At 49.7% G+C, this 24,719-nt stretch carries 18 protein-coding genes; 3 read left to right on the top strand and 15 right to left on the bottom strand.

Annotated elements, in window-relative coordinates; genetic code table 11:
- Positions 1-36 precede the first annotated feature (36 nt).
- From PN498_RS11030 to PN498_RS10975, 12 genes are all read right to left on the bottom strand, one after another.
- On the bottom strand, positions 37-465 hold the full coding sequence (locus tag PN498_RS11030) for a GPW/gp25 family protein (RefSeq protein ID WP_272062812.1): 429 nt from the start codon (positions 463-465) through the stop codon (positions 37-39).
- Positions 466-569: 104 nt separating this feature from the next.
- Positions 570-1,025 carry a PAAR domain-containing protein gene (locus PN498_RS11025; protein ID WP_272062811.1) on the bottom strand — a complete coding sequence of 152 codons (456 nt, stop codon included), beginning with the start codon at positions 1,023-1,025 and terminating at the stop codon, positions 570-572.
- A gap of 56 nt (positions 1,026-1,081) precedes the next feature.
- Positions 1,082-2,788, bottom strand: coding sequence for a VgrG-related protein (locus tag PN498_RS11020; RefSeq protein WP_272062810.1), 1,707 nt, complete (start codon positions 2,786-2,788; stop codon positions 1,082-1,084).
- 124 nt (positions 2,789-2,912) lie between these two features.
- Complete coding sequence (locus PN498_RS11015; RefSeq protein ID WP_272062809.1) at positions 2,913-3,437, bottom strand: CIS tube protein; 525 nt, start codon at positions 3,435-3,437, stop codon at positions 2,913-2,915.
- A 96-nt stretch (positions 3,438-3,533) separates the two neighbouring features.
- Positions 3,534-5,858: a hypothetical protein gene (locus tag PN498_RS11010; RefSeq protein WP_272062808.1), complete on the bottom strand. Its 2,325-nt coding sequence runs from the start codon at positions 5,856-5,858 to the stop codon at positions 3,534-3,536.
- 2 nt (positions 5,859-5,860) lie between these two features.
- Positions 5,861-6,376, bottom strand: a complete 516-nt coding sequence (locus tag PN498_RS11005) for a phage tail protein (protein ID WP_272062807.1) — start codon at positions 6,374-6,376, stop codon at positions 5,861-5,863.
- Entirely contained in the window at positions 6,373-6,546 is a 174-nt protein-coding gene (locus PN498_RS11000; RefSeq protein WP_272062806.1) for a hypothetical protein, read from the bottom strand. The genes PN498_RS11005 and PN498_RS11000 overlap by 4 nt, the downstream gene beginning before the upstream one ends.
- The gene (locus tag PN498_RS10995; RefSeq protein WP_272062805.1) at positions 6,530-9,022 is read right to left on the bottom strand and encodes a hypothetical protein; all 2,493 of its coding nucleotides are present in this window, start codon (positions 9,020-9,022) and stop codon (positions 6,530-6,532) included. The genes PN498_RS11000 and PN498_RS10995 overlap by 17 nt, the downstream gene beginning before the upstream one ends.
- Positions 9,019-9,387: a hypothetical protein gene (locus PN498_RS10990; protein WP_272062804.1), complete on the bottom strand. Its 369-nt coding sequence runs from the start codon at positions 9,385-9,387 to the stop codon at positions 9,019-9,021. Before PN498_RS10990 ends, PN498_RS10995 begins: the two co-directional genes overlap by 4 nt.
- A gap of 144 nt (positions 9,388-9,531) precedes the next feature.
- Positions 9,532-10,023 (bottom strand): phage tail protein, encoded by a 492-nt coding sequence (locus tag PN498_RS10985; protein ID WP_272062803.1) that lies wholly within the window; start codon positions 10,021-10,023, stop codon positions 9,532-9,534.
- Between the two features lie 3 nt (positions 10,024-10,026).
- The gene (locus PN498_RS10980; protein WP_272062802.1) at positions 10,027-10,485 is read right to left on the bottom strand and encodes a phage tail protein; all 459 of its coding nucleotides are present in this window, start codon (positions 10,483-10,485) and stop codon (positions 10,027-10,029) included.
- A gap of 57 nt (positions 10,486-10,542) precedes the next feature.
- Positions 10,543-12,255, bottom strand: a complete 1,713-nt coding sequence (locus tag PN498_RS10975; RefSeq protein WP_272062801.1) for a phage tail sheath family protein — start codon at positions 12,253-12,255, stop codon at positions 10,543-10,545.
- Between the two features lie 449 nt (positions 12,256-12,704).
- On the opposite strand from PN498_RS10975, the gene PN498_RS10970 reads away from it, so the two are divergent.
- Positions 12,705-13,400: a sigma-70 family RNA polymerase sigma factor gene (locus tag PN498_RS10970; RefSeq protein WP_272062800.1), complete on the top strand. Its 696-nt coding sequence runs from the start codon at positions 12,705-12,707 to the stop codon at positions 13,398-13,400.
- Positions 13,401-13,414: 14 nt separating this feature from the next.
- Entirely contained in the window at positions 13,415-14,368 is a 954-nt protein-coding gene (locus PN498_RS10965; RefSeq protein ID WP_272062799.1) for a DUF1822 family protein, read from the top strand.
- Positions 14,369-14,493: 125 nt separating this feature from the next.
- Here PN498_RS10965 and PN498_RS10960 read toward each other — a convergent pair whose 3' ends face one another.
- Positions 14,494-17,316, bottom strand: coding sequence for a pentapeptide repeat-containing protein (locus tag PN498_RS10960; RefSeq protein WP_272062798.1), 2,823 nt, complete (start codon positions 17,314-17,316; stop codon positions 14,494-14,496).
- Between the two features lie 257 nt (positions 17,317-17,573).
- On the opposite strand from PN498_RS10960, the gene PN498_RS10955 reads away from it, so the two are divergent.
- Positions 17,574-19,415, top strand: a complete 1,842-nt coding sequence (locus PN498_RS10955; protein ID WP_272062797.1) for a toll/interleukin-1 receptor domain-containing protein — start codon at positions 17,574-17,576, stop codon at positions 19,413-19,415.
- 149 nt (positions 19,416-19,564) lie between these two features.
- Here the strand turns inward: PN498_RS10955 and PN498_RS10950 are convergent, their stop codons facing one another.
- Together PN498_RS10950 and PN498_RS10945 are read right to left on the bottom strand one after the other, a co-directional pair.
- On the bottom strand, positions 19,565-22,300 hold the full coding sequence (locus PN498_RS10950; protein WP_272062796.1) for a COG1470 family protein: 2,736 nt from the start codon (positions 22,298-22,300) through the stop codon (positions 19,565-19,567).
- Complete coding sequence (locus tag PN498_RS10945; protein ID WP_272062795.1) at positions 22,287-24,680, bottom strand: WD40 repeat domain-containing protein; 2,394 nt, start codon at positions 24,678-24,680, stop codon at positions 22,287-22,289. Before PN498_RS10945 ends, PN498_RS10950 begins: the two co-directional genes overlap by 14 nt.
- Positions 24,681-24,719: the final 39 nt, after the last annotated feature.

Below are 24,719 nucleotides of genomic sequence, written 5' to 3'. Positions count from 1 at the left end.
CGCTGTGTAAGTTTTGAATTTTGAATTTTGAGTTCCCTAGTCTTCTCGTTCGCGCATTTCGTCTGGTGGAATCAGGTAAAAGGGGTAGACCATGCTGCGACTGTCATAGCTGTTGCGGGGCTGATAGATGATATTGATATTGACTCTTCCGGTCATTGGGTCAGGCTCTGTGATGACTTCGATGAGGTCAATTCGGGGTTCCCAAATTTCCAGCGCTTCTTGCACGTGTAGCCGAATCATGAGGAGAGTTTGGGTGTTCATTGGCTCAAAGACCATTTCGGATAATCGAGAGCCAAAATTGGGGCGATAGACCCGTTCGCCTAGACGAGTGCCTAGGATGATTCGAATGGATTCTTCTAGGTTTTGAGTGTCGCTGCTGAGTTGAAAACTGCCCTGTACGTTGGTGTTAACAGGAAAGGCCAACCCTGCACCGATATAGTTAGTTGAATCGTTTGTAAATACCATTTCAAATCTCTTTGGTTTGCTGGCTTGTAGCGTCTTTTTTGGAGATGGTGGGCCATGCCCATCCTACTTTCTGACCACCTTATTGTCTGGACCAAAAATAATTCTCAACCACCAATTAAGACAGTAGGTTCTCCAGCGACAATACTGTTAACACTTGTTACTTCTTGAATAAGATCACCAATTCGACAAGCAGGTAATCCATTGATAAAAACGCTCGAACTTCCTTTAATTACAACTCCATTTCCATCAGGAATTAGGAGCTTAACAACCGTACAAGCATGTTGATCAGTCGAACCCATAATCTTTACCATTTCTTCTGCTGTATCTGCTAGGTCATCTAAGTGTTTAGTTCTATCGACCTCAGTAATGGCATTGGCAGCCTTTGTAACGCTTTTCGCCGCTTTTTTAGCCAAGCTCAATAACTGCTGTGCTGCCGCAGGATCAAGCGCACGCCAGGCTTTTTTCCCACCAATAAAAACGTCGGAGCTACAGGGACCCGGCTTTAAAGGATCTCCATGAGCAGTAGCATCGAAAATACGGGCAGCAGGGGGACCAGGCATGACAATTAAATCCTTAAGAAGTGAAATGGAGTAGGTCTCATGAGCTTTGTAGCAACTTAGTTCAGCATAATCTTTTTGCCTTCAACGCTAATTTCGCCTACAGAGTTCAGCATAATCTTTGCGCCTTTAACGCTAATTTCGCCTACAGCTTGAATGTTGATGCTGCCTGTAGAGCTCATGGTGATATCTTTGGCAGAATCATTTAAATGAAAAACATGTCCACCTGTCGTTTTGATACAAATGCCTGCCTGATTCTCTTCAACAAACTGAATCTTGTGTCCGGTGCGAGTCTGGATTGTGCGGAGGCGGACTTTGCCGTCTTGCACGTTTTTGCTGACGGGGTTGGGTGGGGCGTCTTCTCCGTTCCAAACGCCGCCTAATACATAAGGGCGATGGATATCGCCGTGTTCGAAGGCAACTAAAACTTCGTCGTTGATTTCGGGTAAGCAGTCGAAGCCACGACTGTTAGCGGCTCCAATGCTGACGACTCGTGCCCAGTTGCTGTTGTGGTCTTCGGTCAGCGTTGGGAAATTGACCTTCACCCGGCCCATGTCGTCGGGATCTTCGTTGTCGGTGACGATGCCGACGAGGAGTGTTTGTCCTGGCTTGGTGGGTGTTGGGGGAACCAGCAGATTGAGGAAGTCGCCACCGCGCAGTCCTCGGACAGAAAACTCAGTGTCGTAGTTCCGCTCGGCGTAGACGTGGCGGGTTTCAGTGACGTAGTACTTGCCCGTATAGGGACCCAGTTCGTCTAGCTCTACCTGCAAACCGGGTCGAATCTCTGGATTGCCCTCAGCTCTGGCATCGGCGACTACGTATTCACCGCCGATTTCATCGCACAGCGCCTGGGCCATGGCATCGGCTTCTTTGCGTTTGAACATAGGGCGATCGCACACGATCATTTTGGGAGATTCCTTCATCCCGTTAAAGACAGTACTCGTCTCGCTACCCGTCTTTTCCTGATCGGTTTCGGTAATGAGTTCCTCCCGCTGCGCCGTGGAGACAATTGGCGACTTAGTAGTGTAATCCCAACCGCGCACCTCAACCGACTGCACCTGCTCTGTGCTGGACACGCGCACGTGGAAGCTTCGCACATCTTCCAGCCAGGTCAGTTTGAGTGGGTCACCATGGGCCTGAGGTTTGCGAAAATTGAGTTTGCCATCACGAATGAAAAGTTCAAATCCAATGCGGGCAGCCCGCGATCGCAAAAAGGCCATGTTGGTTTGATTCTCTTGAAACAAATAATCATGGGGTTCGCCACTGGCGTCAATTTGATCCGTTTTGATCGATACCTCTTCGGCAATCTTTTCGACCACATCGCTATCCGTCATATCTTGAAACGAGCGATTATGGACTCCTCGATGGAGTCGATGAGAAATGTCATAGCCTCTAATAATGATGGGGGCTTGGGTTCGCTCTGAAAAGTGGGTTTCAAAGGCTGTAATTTCGCCGTGAATAAGGTCCCCTTTTTCAGGCTGTTTGGAGTCTTTATTTGAACCTTTTCGAGAGTTAGATTCAGCCTCTTGCACACTAGGTTTAAATCCAACGGAAATCTTTTGTCCAATATAGAATTGCTTCTGCCGCCGCCAGGGATCATCTTTGGTCATCCCTGACTGATAATCGTTACGAATCACCAGCGTAAACAAACTAGGACGATGCAGGCTTTCTTCAACAATAATCTGCAAAATATTTTCTAGGATGTCGTCTGGAGCAGCCTTATCATCAAGTTTGAGAGTTGGTAGGGCGCGATAGCTGGTGGGCATGGGTAAAAGATTGGGGTTTTAGGTTTTGAGTTTTGAATGAGTTACTGTTTCAATTAGAGAATTAAAAAATCGAAGTTCGTATTGTGAAAATATTGGGTTCTATCCTTTGATTTACACGGTGAACCTATCCTCCTTTATTGCGATTTTGACGGTTATCTCCTGAATCTTCTTGAGAACTACGCAGACCTGCTGCATCGTCTGATAGTTTTTCGGTTTCTTTAAGCACTAACGAATCAATCACAGCTCGCACGGGTTGACCATTAGGTAAAAACTTGGTTAGGCGGTAACTTAGCTGCTCAATAAAGCAATATTCAAAATAGATATTTCCACCCCATATAAATGAATAGATGGGTGGGCGCTGGAAGCTTTCTTTTTTGTCGAATTTCACTGAATTGATAAAAAGCTTCATATGTTCTTTGATAACGTCTTTGCCTGTTTCGTAAGTATCGAACCAGATTTCTTTGATCATAATTTGCCGAGGCGACAGATTATTGAAACTCACGCGAGGACTGCCAGAACGAGTCGATCTTGCCCCTGGATTATCCGTTGTTTGAACAGTGCTTGAAAATGACAATTCTTTAGGATTGAACATGAAGGTGATGTCCTCACCGCCAGATTTAGCTTTAAGCTGAGCTTTGAAGAATTTCATGGTTGTTGGTTGTTGGTTGTTGGTTATTGGTTATTGGTTGTTGGTTGTTGGTTGTTGGCATTGAACTGGGTGAAGCTAGGCTTTAAAAACTCTGGCCTATGTTCTTTCCCAATCGTGTTGTAGGCGAGACTCTACTTCCTGGCGAACGAGAGTAGTGAGCTGATGTAATTTGGGCGGCAAGGGCAGCATCGGAAAACTTCGTTCCGATCGCGCTGTTGGTGTGGCAAAGCTGGGATGCTGCGGGTACCAAAGTGTGAAGGAAGCTGATCGACCAAAATGGGTTTCTGGTTTGAGGCGGAGGTGCGATCGCAATTCTCCGTATACCCATTCCGCTAAGTGATCCAGCCTTTCGTCATCAGCGCTAGCCCTGGCAATGTCGGCAGTGAGGGTTATTGCTTCGTGGTTTGTCTCTGCCGCTGGGTCAGTTTCGGAAGCAGGAACTTCGGGGGATTCAGTGATGTTGATAGACGCAGCTTCGGTATCGGTTTCAGGGGCGATCGCGTCATCTGGCTCCAGATCATCCAAGGAAAAATCGTCTGCTTCAAGATCAAAGTCAGAATTGTCAAAGTTGGATTCTAAATCGAACTGAGTTGCCCACTCATTAGCAACAGGAGACTCTAGCGATCGCATCTGAACCGGTAAGGTCGGCTGAATCTTCCCCAGGTTCGGCTGCTGCTTGGTAGGCCAGCCAGGAGGCTCTGGCGTCCGTAGCTGAAAAGACGAGGGCTGCTGAGAGGGCAAGTTTGCAGAATCTACGGTTGGCGAAGTTAGGTTTTGTAGGGACCGTTCTAAAGTTGACGGCGATGTTGGTGACATTGGGGGTAGTGGGTCTTTGCTGGAGAAGTCAGCAGGCGTCAGAGCAGGTGGGTCTACAGACGGCGTAGAGATTGGCTGAACCTGGTAGTCTTCTAGCTCGACCAAAGGAGAGCGGTGCGATCGCGGTAAACCTCGAAACTTGGCAGATTCCCCATATCGCTGAACGGATGGTAGTCGTGGGATTTGTTCAGGCTGATAGGGCGTTTGGGATGTAGTGGACGCCTCCTGAAAGTCAACAGGGGCGGCGTTAATGTCACTGTTCTTCAGGTGCTCAGCAGGAACCACCGTCTGAAGTTCCGCATTAGGGATGACAGGCTGGGGGCCAGGTTGGTCAGCATTTGCGATGTCCGTATCGGAATGGGCGAGTTCAGTGGTGCGTTGAACAACGGCCTGTTCGAAGGGAAGATGAGGCTGAGCGATCGCTTCATCCTCAGAAAAACTGGACTCGCTAATCTCCACGTCTTGATCAGGGATCTTTGCAGGGGCTGTGGGAGCTGCGGGGCTTGTGATTTTCTCTCCAGATTTGTCAGGAACTCCAGGTTTTGAGGGCAGGGCAGCAGGGGCAGCAGACTTTGAGTCTAATTCTGGCAAGTCAGGGAGGTTGCTTGTCTCTTTTGCTGAAGGGGGTTGATCTGAAGTTGTGGCGATGGATGGCAGAGTTTCAGGGGTTGGGGCGTCTTGTCGAGTTGGCTGTTCAGCTGGGATCTCCTCTCCAGACGGCACAGTCTTAAGCGCTGATGAGTCTCGCAGGGAGGGCTGTTCGCGAAATCCGGTTATGTCTGTTGCAACAACCTCTGGGGTAGAGGGACTAGGTAAGGGATCTGTGGACGTGACGTAATCAAAACCGGTGTCGCTTTTGGCCAAGTCTGGATTGGAGGCATCAGGGGGCACAGCGTTGTTCAGCATTTGAGGCTGAATGAGGTCTCTATTGGCTGGAGGCTCAGTTGGTGTATCGCCTAGCCGTAAAGGATCGTCGCTTTTGTTTAAGACGGAGCTGGGCTGAATGTGGTTTGAGTCACCGGCAGCTAGAGGTTCTGGCTCATCTTCCGGCATCGTGATCGTTTCAGGGGCGATCGCTGACCTCGTTCCCTCGGGTGTTGCCAGTGCCGATTGAGGTAGGTCTTCCCTCTCAACGCGAGTGACATCCAACTCCGTAGAAACCCCATTGCTCTGCGACTCCAGAGGATCAAACGGCGTGGTCTCAACCGGGGGATCGTCTGAGCGGTTCGGTACCGGAGCGGCAGCAGCAGGTGGGGACGTGAACTGGGCTTGTAGGGGAGGGGTGTCGGCAGCTGGTTTGAATTGATCGTCAGGGGATACTTCGGGCGGTGGTTTTTGTTGCAGGGAAGAGGCTTGCCCTATAAAAGGCAGGTCCTGCAATTCGGAAGAGGAGGCTGAAGCAGGGAGCGAAAGGGCGGTCTGCAACTCCTCAATCGGCGGAATCGGATAGCCCAATAGATAAGCTGCCAGGGGTTGCCCATGCGGCATACCCCTATCGCGGCTGGACACGTCTGTAAATCGTCCCAAGGGTACTCTTACCCGACGACCCAGGGGACGTCCCCAGTTCAGCAGTGGTAGCGTTTGCCAGCGATTCCAATCAGCCATAATCACGATTTCCCTGCAAAGTAGCCGGAGCTTGTATCCCGCCCTTGAGATTGTTGGGCAAATCCGCTGCCGGAATTATTGCCTTCGATCTTCAACCCTTCATAGGCAAGCGTCAGTTCCTCCAGCGCCACGGCTTCTGATCGGGCCTGTAGGGCGTCAGCCTTCCACCCGATGGGCACAGCGCCGATCAGGGTCCAGCACTGCATAGTCTCTCCCGCCTGGCTGAAGAGCAAAATGCTGACATTGCGGCGCTGATTCGTTTCATTGTCAAGAATCTTTTGCAACCAGTTCCAAAAATCTAGACTGTCAGTGACGCCCCGCTTCAGCGTGACGTTTGAGAATTTAGGGGCATCTAGCAAAAACCGCTGCTGGTCGTTGACGCCCCCTTCCACCAAAGGCTGCACCTGTAAAGTAATTCCAAGTCCTGCACATTCGCTGAATGAAGCGGCAATTTCGCTATCGATTTCGACATAAAACCGATTGGCAGTGACGTAGTTGAACTGGGGACCTTGAGTCATGGCAGCCTCCGACGAAGGGAACCAGAGCGATCGCGCTGATAGTGCAATTCAGTCAACAAGAGGCCATAGACGCGATCGCTCAGCTGGCGCAATAGCGTGGGCGAATCCAGCACTTCACTGGCGAGTTGAATCAGTGCAGCCTGTTCTGGCGGATTATTGGATGACATCATTTCCCCTCCATAAAAAACGACGAATCCGCCCGATAGGTTCAATAGGCACCAGCCCTACTTCACTCAGTAAATATTGACCCTCTACACTTAAGAGCTGATCGACCAATGCTTGACCGGGAGGCTGGCATTCTGGATCAGCACCAACGTCTAAGCACCTTTCGGGATGAGCCACCGCCATCGGATAGGCCAAGGGATAGCGGTGGTTGACGTTGCCATTCGGCGGCTGAAAACTATCTGAGTTCACCCAGTACGCTCCTCTATCAGCGCACAGGTCCGTTTCCCAATCGGTTGGTCCGTTGTTGCCCACCAGAACGGGATAGGTTTTTCCTTGATGCGCGATCGCGAGCGGATAGACGGAGCATTGTCCATTCATGCGGCTGATGCGATCAAAACCGACTCCCATAATGGGCTGGTCTGTATTTGCCTGAGTCTCAAAATCGTTGAGCATATGGGCATAGATGCTATCAGGTCGAGTATCCAAGGCGGTGACTTCAGTTAAAACTTGGCGCTGCACCGCATCGAACTGAGCTTTGTCTTCAGGAGTGTCAAAAACGAGTTCGCGGAAAAGGGCGATCGTCTCTGCCGCTTCGTTAGATTTGAGATAGCCCTGTGGGACGTAAAGCTGGACCGGCGTGTCCTCCTGACCGAGAGTCTGCTGCTGCTGAGTGAACAACCGCCGCAGTTCCGTCAGCGAGATTTGCCCATTCACGAGTTTGGGAAGAGTGCGATCGCGCTGGGCATCGCTATAAATCACGAAAACAGCAATGCCGTCATAGGCGACGGTCGTTTCAGCAAGGCCCGGAGGCAGCGCTTGCCCTCCCCGCACAAAACCGGCCTGCAACTGCCCCCGTTGAATTTGAGTGAGCAAATCTTGGCGATCGCGCAGGGCAACATTCGTCCGTATCAAAGTTGCAGACGGGACATCGGCTCGTCTTTCAAGGCTCTCCTCCAGCATGACGGAGCGGTTTGGACTTTCAACAGGACTCCTCAGCGACCTGGAAAAGCTTTCTTTCCAGTAACTACCCGGTTCAAATCCATAGGTCAGGCTCGTGGATTCACCAAAGCGACCAAGACTGAGAATGCAGCCATCGGCTTCTTCACAGACGGGGCCAACCAGTTCCAATGGTGCTCTCCCTCGCAGTAATTGCCACACCATTGAGAACCCTGCTCCCAATAAAATGAGGCCCATGAGCCACCACAGCCAGCGTCTCGACTCGTCAACAGAAGTTTCTACCGGCGTGTCTTCTGAGGGAGTTGTTTCAATGGGGGTAACAAAAGTTGGTGGCAAAGCCCTGAGCGCTGTGATCGCCGTGTCCGGACTTTTGAACGGTTCTTCAGGTCCGACCCCTAGCAAGCGACAAATAAAGGGATAGAGCGATCGCGCCTGGGGGTCATCGGGCCATGCCTGCAAATCTGCTGGATTAGCTTGAGCATTATCGGTCAGTAATAGGAACGCCATCCTTCCCAATGCATTGAAGTCGTCTGCGATCGCGCCCAATGCTTGAGTTGTTTTAGCGATGTCTTGAATCGGCAACTCCCCTGCGTAAAACAAATGCTCCCACAACGCTAGGCGAGAGAGATAAACAAAAAAGGAGTCTCCTTGAGTCGGCAGCTTCGCCTCAGAAAACCGTATCCATAGACTTTCTGGGGTCAGGCGTCCGTGGGGCAAGCCGGTTTGTGAAGAACCGTCCGGCCAGTGAACTTGGTAAGCCTGCAAATACTGCAATGACTGAAGCACCTGCCGCAGGAACTCCCGCACCTGACTGGGCGAAAACGGCTGATGGCGATTTTCTAAATATTCAGTCAAGCCCTGGCTGCCGGGCAATGCTTTGGTGATTAGGTAGCAGGGCTGCTGCACCGCCGTAATCACATCCCGCAGTTTCAGAATGCGAAAGTCAGACCCATCGCCCAATCGAGAGTTGAGGTCGATAATTTGCTTGAATGCGGTGCGACGTGCTTGAATATCTCTCGACCGAAAAACAGAATCGCTCAAACGATATTCATAAATCCAGACTGCGTCCTGCCCGTTGTCCTGAATGCCTTCATAAAGCCGCATCCAACCTCGCTCTTGCAGACATTCACCCACGGTGTATCGACCCACCCATCCCCGGGTTAATACATCACCCGGTTGCAGAACCGCAAAGTCTGGATCGACCCAGGTCGGTGCTTCAGGAGAGGGCGCGATCGCCGTGGCAGTGATTGGAGTTGGAGCGTGTGAAGCGGTTGCGATCGCGGTCTTTGCTCGCTTAGGACGGGCGATCGCCTGCGATAATCGTTCCTGAACGGTTCCCTTTTGTTTGACAGCCTCCTCTGCCCCCTGCTGCTTTGCCCCTTTTCCCGGAAGAGGCATTTGTTCATATTTTTCCAGAGCAACTTTACGTCCGTGGCGATAAATCACCTGCTCAGGATTCCTAACAAAGTTGCCAACTTCGCTGAATTTGCGGCGAATGCGATTTACAAAGTCCGGCAGTCTCATGGCGCACCTCCTTGCTCAGGGGGCATCGTTGAGCCACTCGGCTGAGCTACAGATTGTCCGTTTTCTGGTGGGAGGGGATCGAGGTCATTGATGTGACGATAGAGATCATAAAGATGGTTCAGGTCTACGGCATACAGGTTTTCGATCACGCGCGGACTGACTGATTCCAAAGCCCCTAAACGCACAACTACTCGCGACAGAATCAACACCGTGGCATAGGCAGGGTTGCTCTTCACGCGCGGATCTTTCAGCGGCACAATTTCATCCATCGCTTTTGCTAGGCGCATCACGCCCTGGCGATGGAGATTGCCCTCGCCATCGAGATAACCCTTGGGTAGTGTGAAGTCAAACTCTGTCTGAAACATACGGATACACCTCTCCTATCCCCCTTGGTTTCACTTCGTAGTCCTTACTGATTGAGTCCTCACTGATGTAGAGGCTTGAAAAGTGGGTTATTTGTGTTAATCCATCCAAAATTGTCAATCCCCAATGAGCATTTCTCCGTCACCTCACTGCGATCGCGTCAACGACGAGACGGCTAGCTCCAACTCCTCGATCGCAACCTCGGTGCTCTTCGCGTTCACTTCGGACATCGTGTATCGCATAGGCCAAGCTCCTTGAAAGTCATAGCGGGCTTGCTCACCACCAGCCTGATCAAAAATGCTCAAAGCTCCCTCAGCTTCGTGATCTTTCCACTGACCAAGTTCCACCTGGTTAAACCAATTCCACAACGTCATGGAATTGGTGAGCCCCCGCTTCAACATGAGATTCTCCGTAGCAACATGTCCTGGAACGTGGGTCGTCAAAAGCTGCCCATACTTGGCCTTAGCCCATTGGTTCGCCGTCACTTCCACGATGGAGATGGCTTTTTGCGATCGTTGAAACCGCCGACATTCCAGGAATACCGCGTCCACCGTTTCGCTACCGCCACCAATTTGCAGCTCCAGCTTCAAATAAAATCGACTGGCTAAAAGCAGCTCAGAAAAGTCCTCGGTAGCCATCGCTTACTGAACTCGCTCAATGCCTTCGTGCACCAACTCCAGCGTTTCATTCGCCATATTGCTATCCCCCGCCGTGAAGCTTGGTCCCTCATACTTGCAAGGATAGGCATTGACCAGTTCCCAACGAGCCTGCATTCCGCCCGCCTGATCATAGGCACTCACAGAAGCCGCTTTCCGGTTGCCCGTCCACTGAGACGACCCGCCATCATTCGTATTACAGTCCTTGTACCAGAGATACAGATCCTTATCTGTAGTCGCCACCATCTTTACCGTTACGTTGGAAAATTTCTCCACCGTAGGCGTTGCTTGACGAATGCGGACACCCGATTTGCCCGATCCGTGTACGCCGCCATCACCCGCGACGGGGGACTCTACCGACAGCCCGGCCACTTCCAGAACCAACTTTTCAGCAATGCCATCAGCTTCAAAATAAAACCGACAAGCCGTCAACAACTCAGCCATCGTTTTCAGTAATCTCCTTATCTCAATTCAACGTCCAAAAAGCCACTCAGCCATCTCCTACGCCGCATCCTGAGACTGATCCCATTGGCTAATGCGGAAAATCACAAACTCAGCCGGACGGACAGGACAGACACCAATTTCGACAAAGAGCTGTCCTAGCTTCATGGTTTCAGGTGTGTTCAACTCGGCATCGCATTTCACGTAGAACGCCTCTTCGGGAGTGCTGCCAAACAAAGCACCCTGCCGCCAAATCCGTTCTAAGAAGTTTTTGACCGTGCGGGTGACTCGTGCCCACAAGTCCTCATCGTTGGGTTCAAAGACGGCCCACTGGGTGCCCTCTTCAATTGACTTGGCGATGTAGCACATCAGTCGTCGAACGCTAACGTAGCGCCAATCCGTATCGTCAAGTTGCGCCAGGGTCCGAGCACCCCAAACCAGCGTGCCGCGATTGCGGAACTTACGAACGCAGTTGATCCCTTTAGGATTCAAGAATTCTTGTTCCCGGAAGTTGGTATCGTAGGCCAGGCCAACCACGCCTCTGGGAATTTCATTGGCAGGGGCCTTGTGAATCCCTCGTGATTCATCCGTGCGGCACCAGAGTCCCATCATGTGACCGCAGGGGGGAACCGCGATCGGTTTGCCTGCGCTGCGGGGATCCGGTACTTGCAGCCAGGGATAGTAGAGGGCCGCGAATTGACTAAAGCGACCGAAGCTATCCATGCGCCATGCTTCGATGTCTTGGGGTTTTTGCTGCTCAGGAAGAACGGGCAAATCGCTTTTACGGGGCTTGACTGGGGGCGGATCGATCACCGCCATGCGATAGGCGGGTCCAGGAGCCGCCGTTTCGCAATTGGTGATCATCATCTCCATAACGCCGTGCACCTGCTGTAAGGAGAGGAGTCCTCGCTGATAAACCAGCATCAGGTCAGGGCAGGCAACCATTGCCACTTCGTCTACTTCGAACAGGCCTTGGACGCCCGATCGCCGCTTCGTTGAGCCATACATTTCCCGATACCACTGCTTGGTCCGGTAGGGAATCGGGCGGGGTCTGACTTCATAAACACCGTTGGCGGGACGCTGCGCCAGCGGCATTCCTTCAGGGGCCGTGAGCTCCACGTTGACGTACTCAGACTGGCTCAGGGCCTCTTGCACAAAAATTCCAGCGGATTGATCTTCTTCGCTCACACCTTCAGGGTTTTGCATGGTGAGATAGCGAAAGACTTCAGGGTCGCCATCGCGGGGCACTACCTTAACTTGGAAGAATTCACCGCTGTTGAAGGGTTCCTCATCGGGGTTATCCGGCGGCAGGGGCTCATCCGGCTCAATGAAGACCCGGACTCGACCTTCGGCTTCTTTTTCGGGTTTTAGAGCAAACCTCAAAGACGGCTTGTTGCCCGAAGTGCTAACTGGCGTTAAGGCTGGGGGGGCGTCGTCTAATTCGTGGGTTGGCGTCGTGTCAGGCATGGGCAATTCTGTCCCGATGCTGACAACCCAACATCGTCCACCGCCATTTTCAAACCAGCCTTTGACGGCAAACGGCAGGTAAGCGCCAAAGTCTGTAAAACCATCAGATCCAATCTTGGAAAAGTTTTCGAGGTATTGGCTCCAACTGGTCACTAAAATCGGCTCGAAGAGTTCGGCATCGCCTCGAATATCTTCGGTGAACCCAACAAAACCCGCCACGCTGAGATTAATCCCCTGAATTGCACGACTACCCCGTGAAACTTCTTCGACATAAACTCCAGGAGCGAAATAATCCAGTCGAGCCATACATTTTCTCCTTCAAGCAATATTGGCAGAGGATTGAGCGTCACCGCATTTCGTGTGTTCTCTGACTGATAGATCACTGATAGATCACTGATAGATCTACAGGGACCTATTGAGAGGGAATATTGAGCACCCAACGACCCGTTGCACCAGACTCACTCATTCGTCGTCCTGGCTAATAACAAGACGTCGTTTTCAAACTCGTTTTGAACGTTTTAAGTACTGGTTGGTCAAGGGTGAGAGCTAATTCGAAAATTCCCCCATGCGGCTTATGAGTTTCTGCCGTTTTGCAGCCTTCGTTTTCGCAGTTCATGATGAAAAGAAATATTAAGTTCACACCGTTGCGAAAAGTGTGGGCGATCGCCGTGAAACACATTAAAAGACGATATTTTGTCGTCAAACTTGCCCTTTATAAGGCCGGATAACCCTGGTTATGTGGTCTTATATCTCAGTTGCCTCAGTTGGGTATGGATGGTGGTGATCTGAGTCAGGATTTGAATCAGCAACTCAAAGTGCTCGTTTCAAAAGCTTGTCATTCTCCTGTCGGTAGTCAGGAACGGCAGATGGCGTTTGCCGAAATTGTGCGTTTGGTGATGCGTTCGGGCAAACTCTGGCGTGAATCAACCGCCTATTATCCAGATTCTCTACAGGAAATGTGGGAATACTGCTTTCGATATATTGATGATCCGGAAAAAGGGTATGACCCTGGTGTATGTACTCTGACAACGTGGTTGGATGATTGCTTGAAGAGAACGTTACGGCGCTATCGTGATCGCAAGCATCGGCAACAAAAGCGGCACATGACTGCTTTCATATCAGACGAAGGTCAATTTATAGACCCAACTGAGATGCTCGTTTCGCCTGCGGATTCCCATACGGCCATGAGAATCTGGACCCATTTGATCCGCTGGGTACAAGCTGATCCGGACGAAAAATTACGAAATCGAAAATGTATGAGATATCCCAAGATTAATGCTCAAATTCTTTTGCTCAAGCGCTTGCCGCCGAACGAGCAGTCTTGGGACGCGATCGCTGCAGAGTTCTCAGCCGACAAAAAATATATTGCGCAATGGTATAGCCGCTATTGCAATTCTTTTTTAAGAGAGTGGGGTCGGGCAGAAGGTTATCTCGAAAATGTCGATGATTGAGTGCAAAGGTATTCATGAATTCCTTGAAACCCTTATCAGATGATGCTCACGTACCCGTATGGATCACTCAATCGGCCAGACATAAGGCTGAAGACTTTGCCCATCAGCAACCCAATTCACAGAAAGCTGCGCAGGTTTATCAGAACACCTTAGCGGTCTATGTTGTCAATAATTATCTTGCCTTGTTGGACATACAGACAGACTTGGCAGCCTCAGACAGCTGGAACGCAGCTGTCCGTCTAGCTGACGATGTCGCTGATTTAGTGATTGTGGGTCACGGCTCCATGGATTGTCGCCCGGTTCAGCCCGGTGATGAAGTCTGCACTATTCCTCTGGAAAGTCAGCGCGATCGCATCGGTTATGTCATGGTGCGTCTTGACAGTGATCAAATGGCTACGCTGCTTGGGTTTGTTGATTACGTCAATTCTGAACAGGTATCTCTGCAACAATTACGTCCTATGGCAGAATTGCCGCGCTATCTCGCTCATCGGGAACCCGTAGTTGATTTGAGACAGTGGCTGGAAGGGGCTTATCAGCTTGATTGGCAGCCTCCTGAAAAACTACTGCGACCTAAGCAACTAGCCCTCAGCCACCCTCAAACAAAGTTTCAAAGAGCTAAACAGCTGGGATTGAATTTGGATTCAGACTATCGGGACGTCATCCTGCTGGTTTCAATCATGCCGCAGCAAGATAGGGTCGATCTCAGAGTCCAGCTCCATCCAGCCGTTCTGGCCGAAAGTCATCCCAACGGAACTCGCCTGGTTTATTCGCTTATAGACTGCTTGATACCTAACATCAGGCTATCTCTAAAAACAGAGGAGAATTTCCTGTCCAAAGAGGTCGTCTCACGCACCTTTCCCCGCGACAACTGTATTCAGCTGCCTCTCTTTCAGGGTTATTTTGGGGAACGTTTCACTATTCAAATTTCGACCGAAAACGGCGCAATAAGTCAGCATTTTCAGCTGTAGGTGTTGTAGTGAAGGTGCTGAAAAGTCTTGCCGATTTTAGCTTTATGGTTTTGGAATAGGACCGCTGGACTAGAGCTGAAGGCAACAGGTTGGGAGTCGGAAGACCGGGATAGGGCTGAACGCAATTATTTTGAACTGAGCCGTGGCGCGATCGCCTCCGTTGTGGTCTGAAACAGCGTAGGAAGCCAGCTTGCAAAGGGATATTGATCCTCCAAACTCGACAGTTGCTGACGGGCTTCTCTAATCGCTGAATATAGAGATTTTTGGGTAGTAAGGGCTTGTAATAAGTACTCCAAAAAGCTTTGAGCTACTTGGTCAGGTACGGCTTCCTTCATGACGACAATCTGAGGAATTTTCAGGGCGCAAAGCTCTTTGGCTAAGCCGAGACCATCACAGGAATTAAGGATCGCGAGTTGTAACCCTTGCTCCACTGCTTCTGACAGAGCAAACTGTAAATCTTTAATCGAAAGTTGTTCAAAGGCATTGAGCTGCATCACGCCACTATGACCATCATGCTCGCTGTAGCTATGGCCTGAGAAATAAAATACATCCCAACCTTGACGATCCCAAAGCGTATCGTGAAACTGTTTGCGATTAGGTTCTGAGAGAAAAACAACGTCTATGTTGGAACGGCCCAAAGCCTCTAAAAGCTGCTGATCGACCCCCACGTCAATGCCTGAACTGCTACCTAAAACGGCTAAGACACGAGTCCGACGTCGAGTTGGCCGCTGATAGTTGTTGTTTTCTAGCGTCATGCCACTTAGCGCAATTTCTACTTTCGGATAGTCCTGTAGAAAGTGCCAGGTATGCCAAGGCAATCGTCTTAGCCAGATATCTTCCGTTTGGATCAATATTCGTATTTCCTGATCAGGGAGAAATTTTTCTCGCAGCTTGTCGGAGATCAACCGAAAAGTGGGCGATCGCAGCCAGGATTGAAGTGTCTCTACTAACCGCTCGGCCAAAAGATAGAGTTCCTGGTGAGAGACGTTCGTGATTTCCTGGTGATGCTTAAACTGAATTCGTGAGCAGTTGCCAAATGCTTGCCGGTAAAGCGTTTGCCACTCTTGATAGAGCACTGCCAAATCCGGGATAGGAGGTAGACTGGCATGAAATTTCAAAGGTTCCGCCAGTGCTCCTAGACGAATATCCGCAGTCACCGGATAGCCTTGTTCAAGGCTGCCATCCCAAAAGGTGAGGATGACACGCCTATCATCAGTCGCAGCTTGTCCTACCTCAAGCATTGAACTATTTGTTAATTGCCTCAGGATATGAGTGAGTTCTGAAGTTGTTTTTTGATAGTGTTCAATCTGCTGCTGCGCCGTGGACAGCTGAGCCTGATACCGATTTTCAATTTGCCTAAGGTGTTCCTGATAGATTGATTTGAATTCATGATGGAGTTGAGCCTTGTTCATCCCGTCCGGGATCCCAAGAGCAATTTTGAATAAGCCGTCTCCCGTGTCTTCTACGCTGCGTAGATTAATTCGGTCATCAACGGTTGCTTGGATATGTTCTAAGGTTTTGGCGATCGCCCCTCGATCAATGCCGTTGCGAAAGATCAGTTCAACCGTATTCAAGACAACCTGGAACAGCTTCGTAAAATCTCCTGGGTTAAAGACACCACTGCTGGGATAACGCTCGCGATCGTCAGTGTCCGTTCGAGGAAACTCTAAGCGATAGACAAACTGGCAGGTCACATCGGCCAGGCAGGTGTGACTATCGATCGCCCAACCTTCAATACAAGCTCCCGTCAGTGTTGCTTGACTAAAATCAGCCCCTAGTCCCTGTGCCAGCGTCAGATTGGCATGACTCAGGTTGCTACCTCGTAGGTTCGTGCAGAGGAGGTTTGCGCCTTTGAAATTAGCTCCTTGTAAATTGAGATAGGAAAGATCCATTCCCGCAAGATTCGCTCGACTTAAATCGAACTGACCTTTGAGATCACGCCAAACCAACAAACTTTGCACAACGGGATCTGCCATTGGACTGTTCCCCCAACGAGCTAAGGCTAGCCCATAAGCGCCATCCCAGCGCCCATAATCCAGACAGGCTGCGCCTAGGTCGGTGTAACATAGCTGAGCTTGAGCAAAATCCACTTCAGTCAAATTGGCATTTCGAAAACGGGTCCCTAAGGCGGCTGCCACGCCGATTGTGAAGGATCGCATTAGGGCATGACGCGACTCTCCAGACAAGACCTGCTGAGCAAACCGAGCGCCCAGTCGCACCACAATAAGGGAGATTATGATCGCGAAAACAGTCCCTTTTGGTGTCAAATTATCTGCTAACGGCCCCGATGCCAGCGTCGGCACGCTGATGGCACCCATCACCGCACTCACACAAGCCAAGAGAGTGCTGTGTTTCGTCAACGCTTGAGCGATCGGCAGCCCTAGATGAAAGACACCCACAACACCGACGCACAAAACCGTTGTTTCAGCGGTGTATAAAGTGATTATCCCCAACCTCACGTAGTCAAAAATGACCGCTAGGATGCCTGTTGTCATCCCGACTAGGGCGGCTAGTAGTAATGTAATTGTTACGCCTTTGAGTAGGCTGAATCGGTTAATTGTCCAGCAGAGCAGCCCCAGAACCATTATGCTGGCAATGCCAGATATCAGCTCAGAGCCATCAGAACTGACAAGAGGCACTGCAAGGCGCGTGCTCAGAAAACCAAACATTAGTCCCAAAATGGACGCGAGCAGCCGAGCAGTCCATTGCCAAGGCTGTCCCACGCCTGCTTTGGCTTGCCTAAACCGGACTCTGCTTAAATTAGCGTTCGAGAAATCAGCGCCTCGAATGTCAGCCTGACTGAAATCAGCATCACAGAGGCATTGCCCCCTGAGCACAACACCCCTCAAATTCTGCCCTTGAAAGTTACGTTCTCCTGCCGCGTAGCGGTCTAAGACCCTGCGGGCTACTATCGAACGTTGAGTTAGTAGCTGATTCAATGGATACACCGCTTAATTTTCATTGCCAAAGCAGTCTCATACATCGTGTTCGATCTGTTCAGGACGGCACATTCAATTCATTTTTTGTCAATACATTAGTCCTAATCTTTGAGTGCTTCAAAAAAAACACAAGTTAGCTGAGTATAACACTGAATTTTTCTGAATTTTTTGCGGTTTTTTCTCAAAATCCTCCTCACTATAATTTGCAAGCATAAAGAGGCTGAATCTTTCTCAAGCTTAACCCCCATATTTAAAGTAGTTCCCCCATGCAACTAACAACGAATTCTGCTCCTGCATCGGTATTTGTTTCTTTTACTAGTAATGATAAAGAATATCTTGAAAAGTTAGAAACCTATCTTTTCCCGCTAGTACATCGTAAGAAGATTAGAATTTCTCACTTATATAAGATTGAACCAGGAAAGGAAATACAGAAAGAAGCTAAAGCAGCAATCCAATATGCCGATATCATTTTGCTTTTAATAAGTTCCGACTCATTAGCGTCCTCTCAGTTTTGGGATTTTGATTTGAGTGCTTCTCTTGAAAGACATAGAGATGGAGAAGCCAGAATTATTCCTGTGTTGTTGCGCCCTTGTCTTTGGCACGATACACCTATTGCACATATTAATATTTTACCTCGAAGTCAAAAGCCAATCAGCAGCTATGCAGATAGAGAAGCTGCCTATTTTTCGGTTACAGAAGAAATAGAAAAATGTGTTGATGCTCTCTATAGTCTGCGAAAGAAAAAAGAAGATTATAGAAAGCTCCTTATTTCTGAAATTAGTAAAACAAGCGAATTAAATGATGTGCAAAGGAAGAAATTAAATCGAATGGCTTGGGGCATTGGGTTAGATGACAATATTGCAAAAAAAATTGAAGAATCAGAAGTCAGTAAAAGTATGAGGAGCAGAGAAGATAAACTGAAAAATGAATTAAAAAATCACAGAAAATATGAGAATTTTTTAGAGGAAATCTATAATGAAGAAGGATTTATAGATGAGTCATCTATAGAAATTCTGAAAAAAAGACAGGTTGATCTATCTTTATCCCACAAAGAGTGTGCAAGGATCGAAAAGAAAGTCTTGGGTAGCAGCATTGATGCTTTGATGCCGCATACTAGCTCAAATCCTATTGTTAGGAGTAAGATTCTAGTGACTTCTTTCATCCAGAAGAATCCTAAACTGTATCAACGCCTAATGTTTACTTCACTTTCAATAGCGTTTCTGATAACAGGAGCTGGTATAGAGCGATCGCGCATTATTTTATCTAGAGGCCCTTTACTTCTTTCATCCGAAGGAAATGAAGGAACTTTAGATAGACCAGTAAAAGAGGGATTAGAAACACATTCTGAAGAAGATTTAGATGACGCTTCAATTTCAAAAAGTTCATATTCCATTCCGCAAGATAATTTGGAGCAGAATATACCTGCCTATACTTATTCATCTAATGATCGTGATATTCAACTGGATGAAACAGCAAAAGAGGAATTCGAAGCAATCTCTTCAGAGGAAGACTCAAGACATCAACACGATAGATCTTTTTCGAAGAAAGATCTGATTAAAGCTAGTGATAGCAGTTATAAATGGATCTCGAATAATCAGTTTGATATTCATCCTAAAGATATTTTCTTGGTTGATTATGAATATGAAGATGGAGTTAAGAGTTTACCTCTATATCTATGTCGTAGCCATAGCCTTTCAACTAATCAGCTACTTGTAGGAAAATTGATATTTGGTGAGTGTCATATTCCTATCTACGAATTTAGCAATGAAGAAATCGTAAATGAATCGAGGCGAATAGAGATCAGGGATGAATATGAAGTCTTTATTCCGCTTGAAAAAAATAGATGGATTACTTTTGAAGGGGATGAAATTCCAGAACGTGTGCTGCCCGTAAATCCTGATTTGGATTTATTGGTTTGTCGAGCTGAATATGGGCAAAAGACGAGTGAAGGCTATTACAGGAAAGCCAGTCATCCAGGAGTATTAGATTTGGAAACGGGTTACTGTCTTTTTCCATGGGGAGAAACGGTGGGTTATTTGCACCGAGACAGGGATAGAAACGCGAATAGAGAAATGGTTGAGGTTTTGATATTTCCTGACGATTTCTAGCATCTGAGTCATATAGCAAATAGGTAAAAGAGCTATAACTTTTCCTAGTACACCACGGCAGAAATAGGCTCACCATTCAAAACATTGAGAAGCTTATCCACTTGAGTTTTGAATTCTGAATTTTGAATTTTGAATTCCGCGTAGCGGTATTAGTCTGCTTGTGGAGGGGCTCCTACGGGTTCTAATCCTTCTAAAGCAGGGGGCAGGGGGTTGCCAGCAGCACCAGCGCTACCAGGAGGTGGGGGTGGGGGCGGTACTTCTCCAGGCGCACCAAATGGCAGAGCTAACTCAGGCATAAAGGCTTCCGTTTTTTCAATTACGACCGATCGCGTTGCTACCTCTCCAGCCTCGTTGGTCACTCGAAGTTCAATGGTCTCAGCGCCAGGAGATGCGCTAAGCGTATACACAATGCTGTCTCCTTCAATTTCACCGGGCGCAGGAGACAACTCGATTTTCGTGGCATTTTCTATCTCCCATGACAGTAAAACTTTAAACGTTTCAAGATTTGGATTGAGGGAATACACCTGGCGGGGTTGTTCCAGAGCGCTGTTGCCATCAACCTGAAAGCTGTTGATGATAGGTGCGAGGGGCTTGATTGCAACCATCGGTGCTTGTTCAGCGATCGCTTCCACAGTCCCATCACGTCCCGCAATGACTCGCAGGTAGAAGGTGTATTCTCCGACCTTGGTTGCCGTTGTAGGCACGTTTTCGCACTGCAATTGTCCTGTTGTGCCGCTTGAACAATAGGGCAAGAGGCCCGACGGCAGTTGCCCTTCGACAAACTCAAATGTAATCGGTTGGGCATTGACTGACCCATCGGGCGCGAGACCAAAGACCTGAATAGCTTGAATTTCTGAAGGATTAGCAATGGTCCAATCAAGTTGCACTGGGGCGATCGCTGGCACTGCTGAAGCCCCTGTCGCTGTTGGTTGGTCTGCCTCATTGACCGCAGTAGGGGCGTTGCCGTCTGCCACCTGATAATCTGTGGCCGCAGTACTGAAGGCAAGGATCTTGGGTAGGTCTGGGGCGGCAATGACGACATCGGGCAAGACGGCGCGATCCGCCAGTCGATCCGCTGAAGCAGAACGGTCAGCCGCTGGGGCTCTGCCAGGTAATCTGAGTCGCTGCGATCGGGCTTCTTCTGAACTGCCCTGAGTTGTCGCCGCAGTCCGAAGCTGACGATCCCAAAAGACTTCCAACTCAAATGCATACTTACCTTCTTCCAGCAGCGTTCTAGTCTCTGTTGCCAGTCCAGCCACTTGCGCTACCTGACAATTTAAAGACTGCCTTTCCAGGGGTTTTCGCAACAGCCAGCGATAGGCTTTCAGCAAAGGGCTTAAGAAGCCTGCTTTAGTCTCTTCCAAGGTGCAGTTGGCGTTGTCCAAGTCAGGCGGTAGTAAAATTTCAATGTCAGACGACGCACCTTCAGTCGTGGAGTCGTCTGTGAGCGGAAAATTGCCCTCAATCGCTGAATCGTTCAGCCGATAGACAACGTCATCGACACCATTAATTTGAACGTCCTTCGGACTCAGCACAAGACGAGTAATCCGTTCAGGATTAGTAATTTCCCAGCTAAACGTAATGGGTTCGCCTTCTTCTTTGTAGGTTTCTTGAGGGGTAGAAAACTCGACAATGCTAGGTTTCAAGCTGGGTCGCCAGATGAAAAATTCCCAGATAAGCCATAGCAGCGTCAGGGCAGCCCCGAGTCCCAGAATCAGAACAAGCAAACGGAACAGCCAGCGTCGCTGAGCCTTGTACAACACTTTCCCGGTGACGGGTTCTGGCAAAGCGGGCTGCAAGGCATCATCCGTTTCACCAATGGGCTGGGAAAGCAAGTTATCAACGAGTACTTCAAAATCGATATCGCGATCGCGCAGTCGCCAAATGCGGTGCCACCACCGTCGCGGCTGTAGAGTCAGCCCAGCAACTTTCTCTTCCCCTGGTGCTAGGGAAACTTCAGCCGGGGTGAACCGATACTGGAGCTGCCGTTCAACATCCCAAGCTTCTAGCCAAAGCTGCCGCTGAATATTGCCCTGATTAGTCAAGGCTAGCTGAAAGCCAGGATCCGGAGAGGGTAAGGACTGCACCTTAGGGGTTAGGTCAGCAGTGAGGCGATCGCTTACAACCAGCACAAAGTACACCACTTTGAGCAGCATCAACTCTGTCCGCACCTTTGAATGAAGTCGAAGCAGGGGAAAGTAATGACCTGCCGGGGCATGTTGAGGGGGATGAATTTGACAGCGAATGATTCCCTGCTCTCCGGGATTGAGTTCTAGGCCATCCGTATAGGACAGTTTTCCAGCCGCGATCGCCGTGTTTTCTGGATAGATGACGCTGTACCAATCGTCGTCCAAATCGGGACAGGTCAGAAAGAAGCGATCAGTGCGACGGGAGGGATTTTCCACAGTCACCGCAATAGCAAACGTTCCCCCTGCCTGTAGCTGATAGGGATGGTCAGAATCGGTAACCGGATCTAGAGTAATTTTCGGCTCGTTGCGTAGTCGGACCTCTTGAGCGGACGGCAAAACCTGGAGCTGTTGAGAACGTCGCAAATCCTCGTTGGGATATTGGGGCGATCGTAGCCGAATCTCGTAGCTGTAAAATCCCGGCTCGGCTTGCAAAGGAATCAAAAACGACAGGGTAACGTCGATACGTTCGTCCGGCTCCAGAGTCAGCTCTGCGTCAGATTTATCAAACAGGCTCCACTGCAACAGTGGCTCAGATTGAGCATCTGTCGGTTTTAGCCAGAGTTCAACGTTGGCGATTTCCTGCCCACGATTCTGAATGGTGATGACGCGCTCAACCGGGTCGCTGCCCGATTTGGCTCCCAGGGTGCTGCCTTGAATATCGAGCCGTAGATTGTGTAGCGAGTTACTGACAACCATGATCTAATACTTGTTTACGGTAGAGCTGTACGCGATGCCCCGGCGTATCGGCGGCGACAAGCAAAACGTTGGCCTGGGTGCGATGGATATCGACGCTGTTGAGGGGTTGATTGGGGAAGGTGGCAATGTCGATGCGGGCGCGACGAGGTGATTCTGTGAGGGCGCCCTCTGATGTGAGTGGCCAGACGCTAATGCGGCCATCATCCCCGGTACTGGCAAGGTAGCATCCCGTCTTGTCAAAGGCGATTTCTCGAATTACGCTGCCCTGTCGTCCCGCCTGCCACTGTGCCAAGATTGTTTCGCTAGTTGGGCAATCAACTGTTCGCAAAACCTTTAACTGATTCCTATGCTGGTCTTGAGTTGCCCGTGGATTGGCTTTGGCAGTTGGCATACAGCGACGTAGTTGCTGCAAATCCCAGACGGTGATAATTCCCAAGCTGTCAGCTGTCGCCATGAGACGGGGATTTTGGCTGGCAAAATCGATGTTAGTGAGGTAGCTGTTGTGGCTGGTGACTGGTGGAATACTCGCTTCCTCTACCGTGTTATCGGTATCCGCTTGAGAGGGCAGGTAGTCATAAGGAATGTCGTAGGCGATCGCCTGCTGAGTTCGTCGGGTAACTTGCCAATCCCACAAGGTGAGTCGATTGAATTGGCCTGCGATCGCGACTAATTCATCATCAGGACTGACTGCAATGCTCGCGATCGCAAACGATAAATCCGTGGGGAGTCCCCAATACAGTTTTGTGTCAGGATGCCACTGTCCCTGCCGTTGAGTCCAGCCTCGAACAGTACCGCTCCCGTGACCGCTGAAGAGATAGCGAGAATCATTGGTGAACGCAAGATCAAAGACGCGATCGTACTGTCCACCATCCAAAAGCGTTTCTAGATATCGTGGCGGGTCCACGTCCCAAAGCTGAATTTCACCATTCTCTAACCCCACTGCCACCTGTTTCAAGTCAGCGGGCATCAGTTCGGCCACTCGAATAGCTTTGCCAAAGGTATGAGCCGGTTCCTCAATTAGCCCCTGGGCAGTGAGACGACGGACATCGGGTTGCCAGGGTGCCCGGTTAACTTGCCACTGTCGCAGCGTTTGATCGCTGGAACCGCTAATGACAAGGTTGGCGTTCCCTAACAGGCGGACGACGTTGACAGGAGCACTATGCAGCGGTTTAGGCGATAAAAACCACAGTGTCCACAGTGTCAGACCGCTGATTGCGGCAATCAAAAACTGAACAATGAGCGGAATCCGGGGTCTTACCTTCAGCGTCAGGAGTTGACTGGCTGGATTGACCGTAATTTCAGGAATTGGCTCCTCAGAATCAGGATGTTCAAGGGTTGGCCAGACTTCAACAAAATGAGTGCGGGTCCAACCTAACCAAGGGCGATGCACCTGCATTTGAAAAGCAATATGACTGGTGGCATCGGGTAATAGCGTTAGCGGTGCCGCAAATGTCTGAATGCCAGAGGGAAGGCTAGCTTCATTCGCTTGCAAATAGATGGTTTGAGGAACGTTGCTGGCATTCTCTAACAGCCAGTCATAAGCCACGCCCCGACCTTTGACCGCGCTGAGAACCGTACTTTGGTCAGGAATCACTTTTTCCGCGTCTTCCACGGCATGGCGGAGTTGGCCAAACGGCAAAATCTGGAAGTACCCTCCCGTACTCGCACTATTGCCATCCGCATCGATCGCCTGCACGCTGAGCTGATACAGTCGATGCTCTGTACTGGATACAGCAGGAGGCGCACACCAAAATTCCACCTCCGACGAACTACCAACATCCACCCAGGTTGTTTGTTCAATTCCGTCTGGAAACCATTCTGGGTTGATCCCTTCCAGGCGCAGGGTAATTTCCCTCAGTTGGGGATTAAGGTTATACACCAGTACCGGAATCTTGAGTCTAGCTCCGGGATAAACGCTGAGGTCTTGAAATGGAAAAAAGACTCTCAGCGTCTTGGTGGGTCGTAGGACTTTGAGATAAACCGTTTCAATAGCCGACAGTGAGGCCAGTTCTGCAGAGAAGATTTTGACCCGCAGGGGAACGGTTGTGTCGTAGGCTGGAATGGGTGCTCTCAACAGATGGACATGGAATTGAGTGCGATCGCCCGGCGGCTTTTTAGCACACACATTGGGTTCCACTACATACCAATTAGCTTGACTGTGACGGTTCTGTCCCTCAACGTCTAGTTCAAGCTGAAAGCTGACAAAGTTCTCTGTTGTGTTGGTGACCGTAACGGTGAGATCAGGGTTTGCACTCGCTGAGGTGCGATCGCTGGAATCCGCTGCATCCTCCCGTGCAAAGTCCTGTTGGTCTCCAGGCTTGAAGATAATTTGTCGAGTAGACAGCTCTATTTTGGGTTGAACTTTGGATGAATAATTCACAAGTAAACCGTTACCGAAAATAGATTGAGTACGAACGTC

Origin of the sequence: Oscillatoria sp. CS-180 (assembly GCF_028330965.1) — a bacterium.
Classification (GTDB): Bacteria; Cyanobacteriota; Cyanobacteriia; order Phormidesmidales; family Phormidesmidaceae; genus Halomicronema.
This window is presented reverse-complemented; position numbering and strand designations above follow the sequence as displayed.

What these genes read in the sequence shown, in the direction of transcription:
- PN498_RS11030 (WP_272062812.1), bottom strand. Translation starts at nt 465, where the DNA reads ATGGTATTTACAAACGATTCAACTAACTATATCGGTGCAGGGTTGGCC.
- PN498_RS11025 (WP_272062811.1), bottom strand. Translation starts at nt 1,025, where the DNA reads ATGCCTGGTCCCCCTGCTGCCCGTATTTTCGATGCTACTGCTCATGGA.
- PN498_RS11020 (WP_272062810.1), bottom strand. Translation starts at nt 2,788, where the DNA reads ATGCCCACCAGCTATCGCGCCCTACCAACTCTCAAACTTGATGATAAG.
- PN498_RS11015 (WP_272062809.1), bottom strand. Translation starts at nt 3,437, where the DNA reads ATGAAATTCTTCAAAGCTCAGCTTAAAGCTAAATCTGGCGGTGAGGAC.
- PN498_RS11010 (WP_272062808.1), bottom strand. Translation starts at nt 5,858, where the DNA reads ATGGCTGATTGGAATCGCTGGCAAACGCTACCACTGCTGAACTGGGGA.
- PN498_RS11005 (WP_272062807.1), bottom strand. Translation starts at nt 6,376, where the DNA reads ATGACTCAAGGTCCCCAGTTCAACTACGTCACTGCCAATCGGTTTTAT.
- PN498_RS11000 (WP_272062806.1), bottom strand. Translation starts at nt 6,546, where the DNA reads ATGATGTCATCCAATAATCCGCCAGAACAGGCTGCACTGATTCAACTC.
- PN498_RS10995 (WP_272062805.1), bottom strand. Translation starts at nt 9,022, where the DNA reads ATGAGACTGCCGGACTTTGTAAATCGCATTCGCCGCAAATTCAGCGAA.
- PN498_RS10990 (WP_272062804.1), bottom strand. Translation starts at nt 9,387, where the DNA reads ATGTTTCAGACAGAGTTTGACTTCACACTACCCAAGGGTTATCTCGAT.
- PN498_RS10985 (WP_272062803.1), bottom strand. Translation starts at nt 10,023, where the DNA reads ATGGCTACCGAGGACTTTTCTGAGCTGCTTTTAGCCAGTCGATTTTAT.
- PN498_RS10980 (WP_272062802.1), bottom strand. Translation starts at nt 10,485, where the DNA reads ATGGCTGAGTTGTTGACGGCTTGTCGGTTTTATTTTGAAGCTGATGGC.
- PN498_RS10975 (WP_272062801.1), bottom strand. Translation starts at nt 12,255, where the DNA reads ATGGCTCGACTGGATTATTTCGCTCCTGGAGTTTATGTCGAAGAAGTT.
- PN498_RS10965 (WP_272062799.1), top strand. Translation starts at nt 13,415, where the DNA reads ATGAATTCCTTGAAACCCTTATCAGATGATGCTCACGTACCCGTATGG.
- PN498_RS10955 (WP_272062797.1), top strand. Translation starts at nt 17,574, where the DNA reads ATGCAACTAACAACGAATTCTGCTCCTGCATCGGTATTTGTTTCTTTT.
- PN498_RS10950 (WP_272062796.1), bottom strand. Translation starts at nt 22,300, where the DNA reads ATGGTTGTCAGTAACTCGCTACACAATCTACGGCTCGATATTCAAGGC.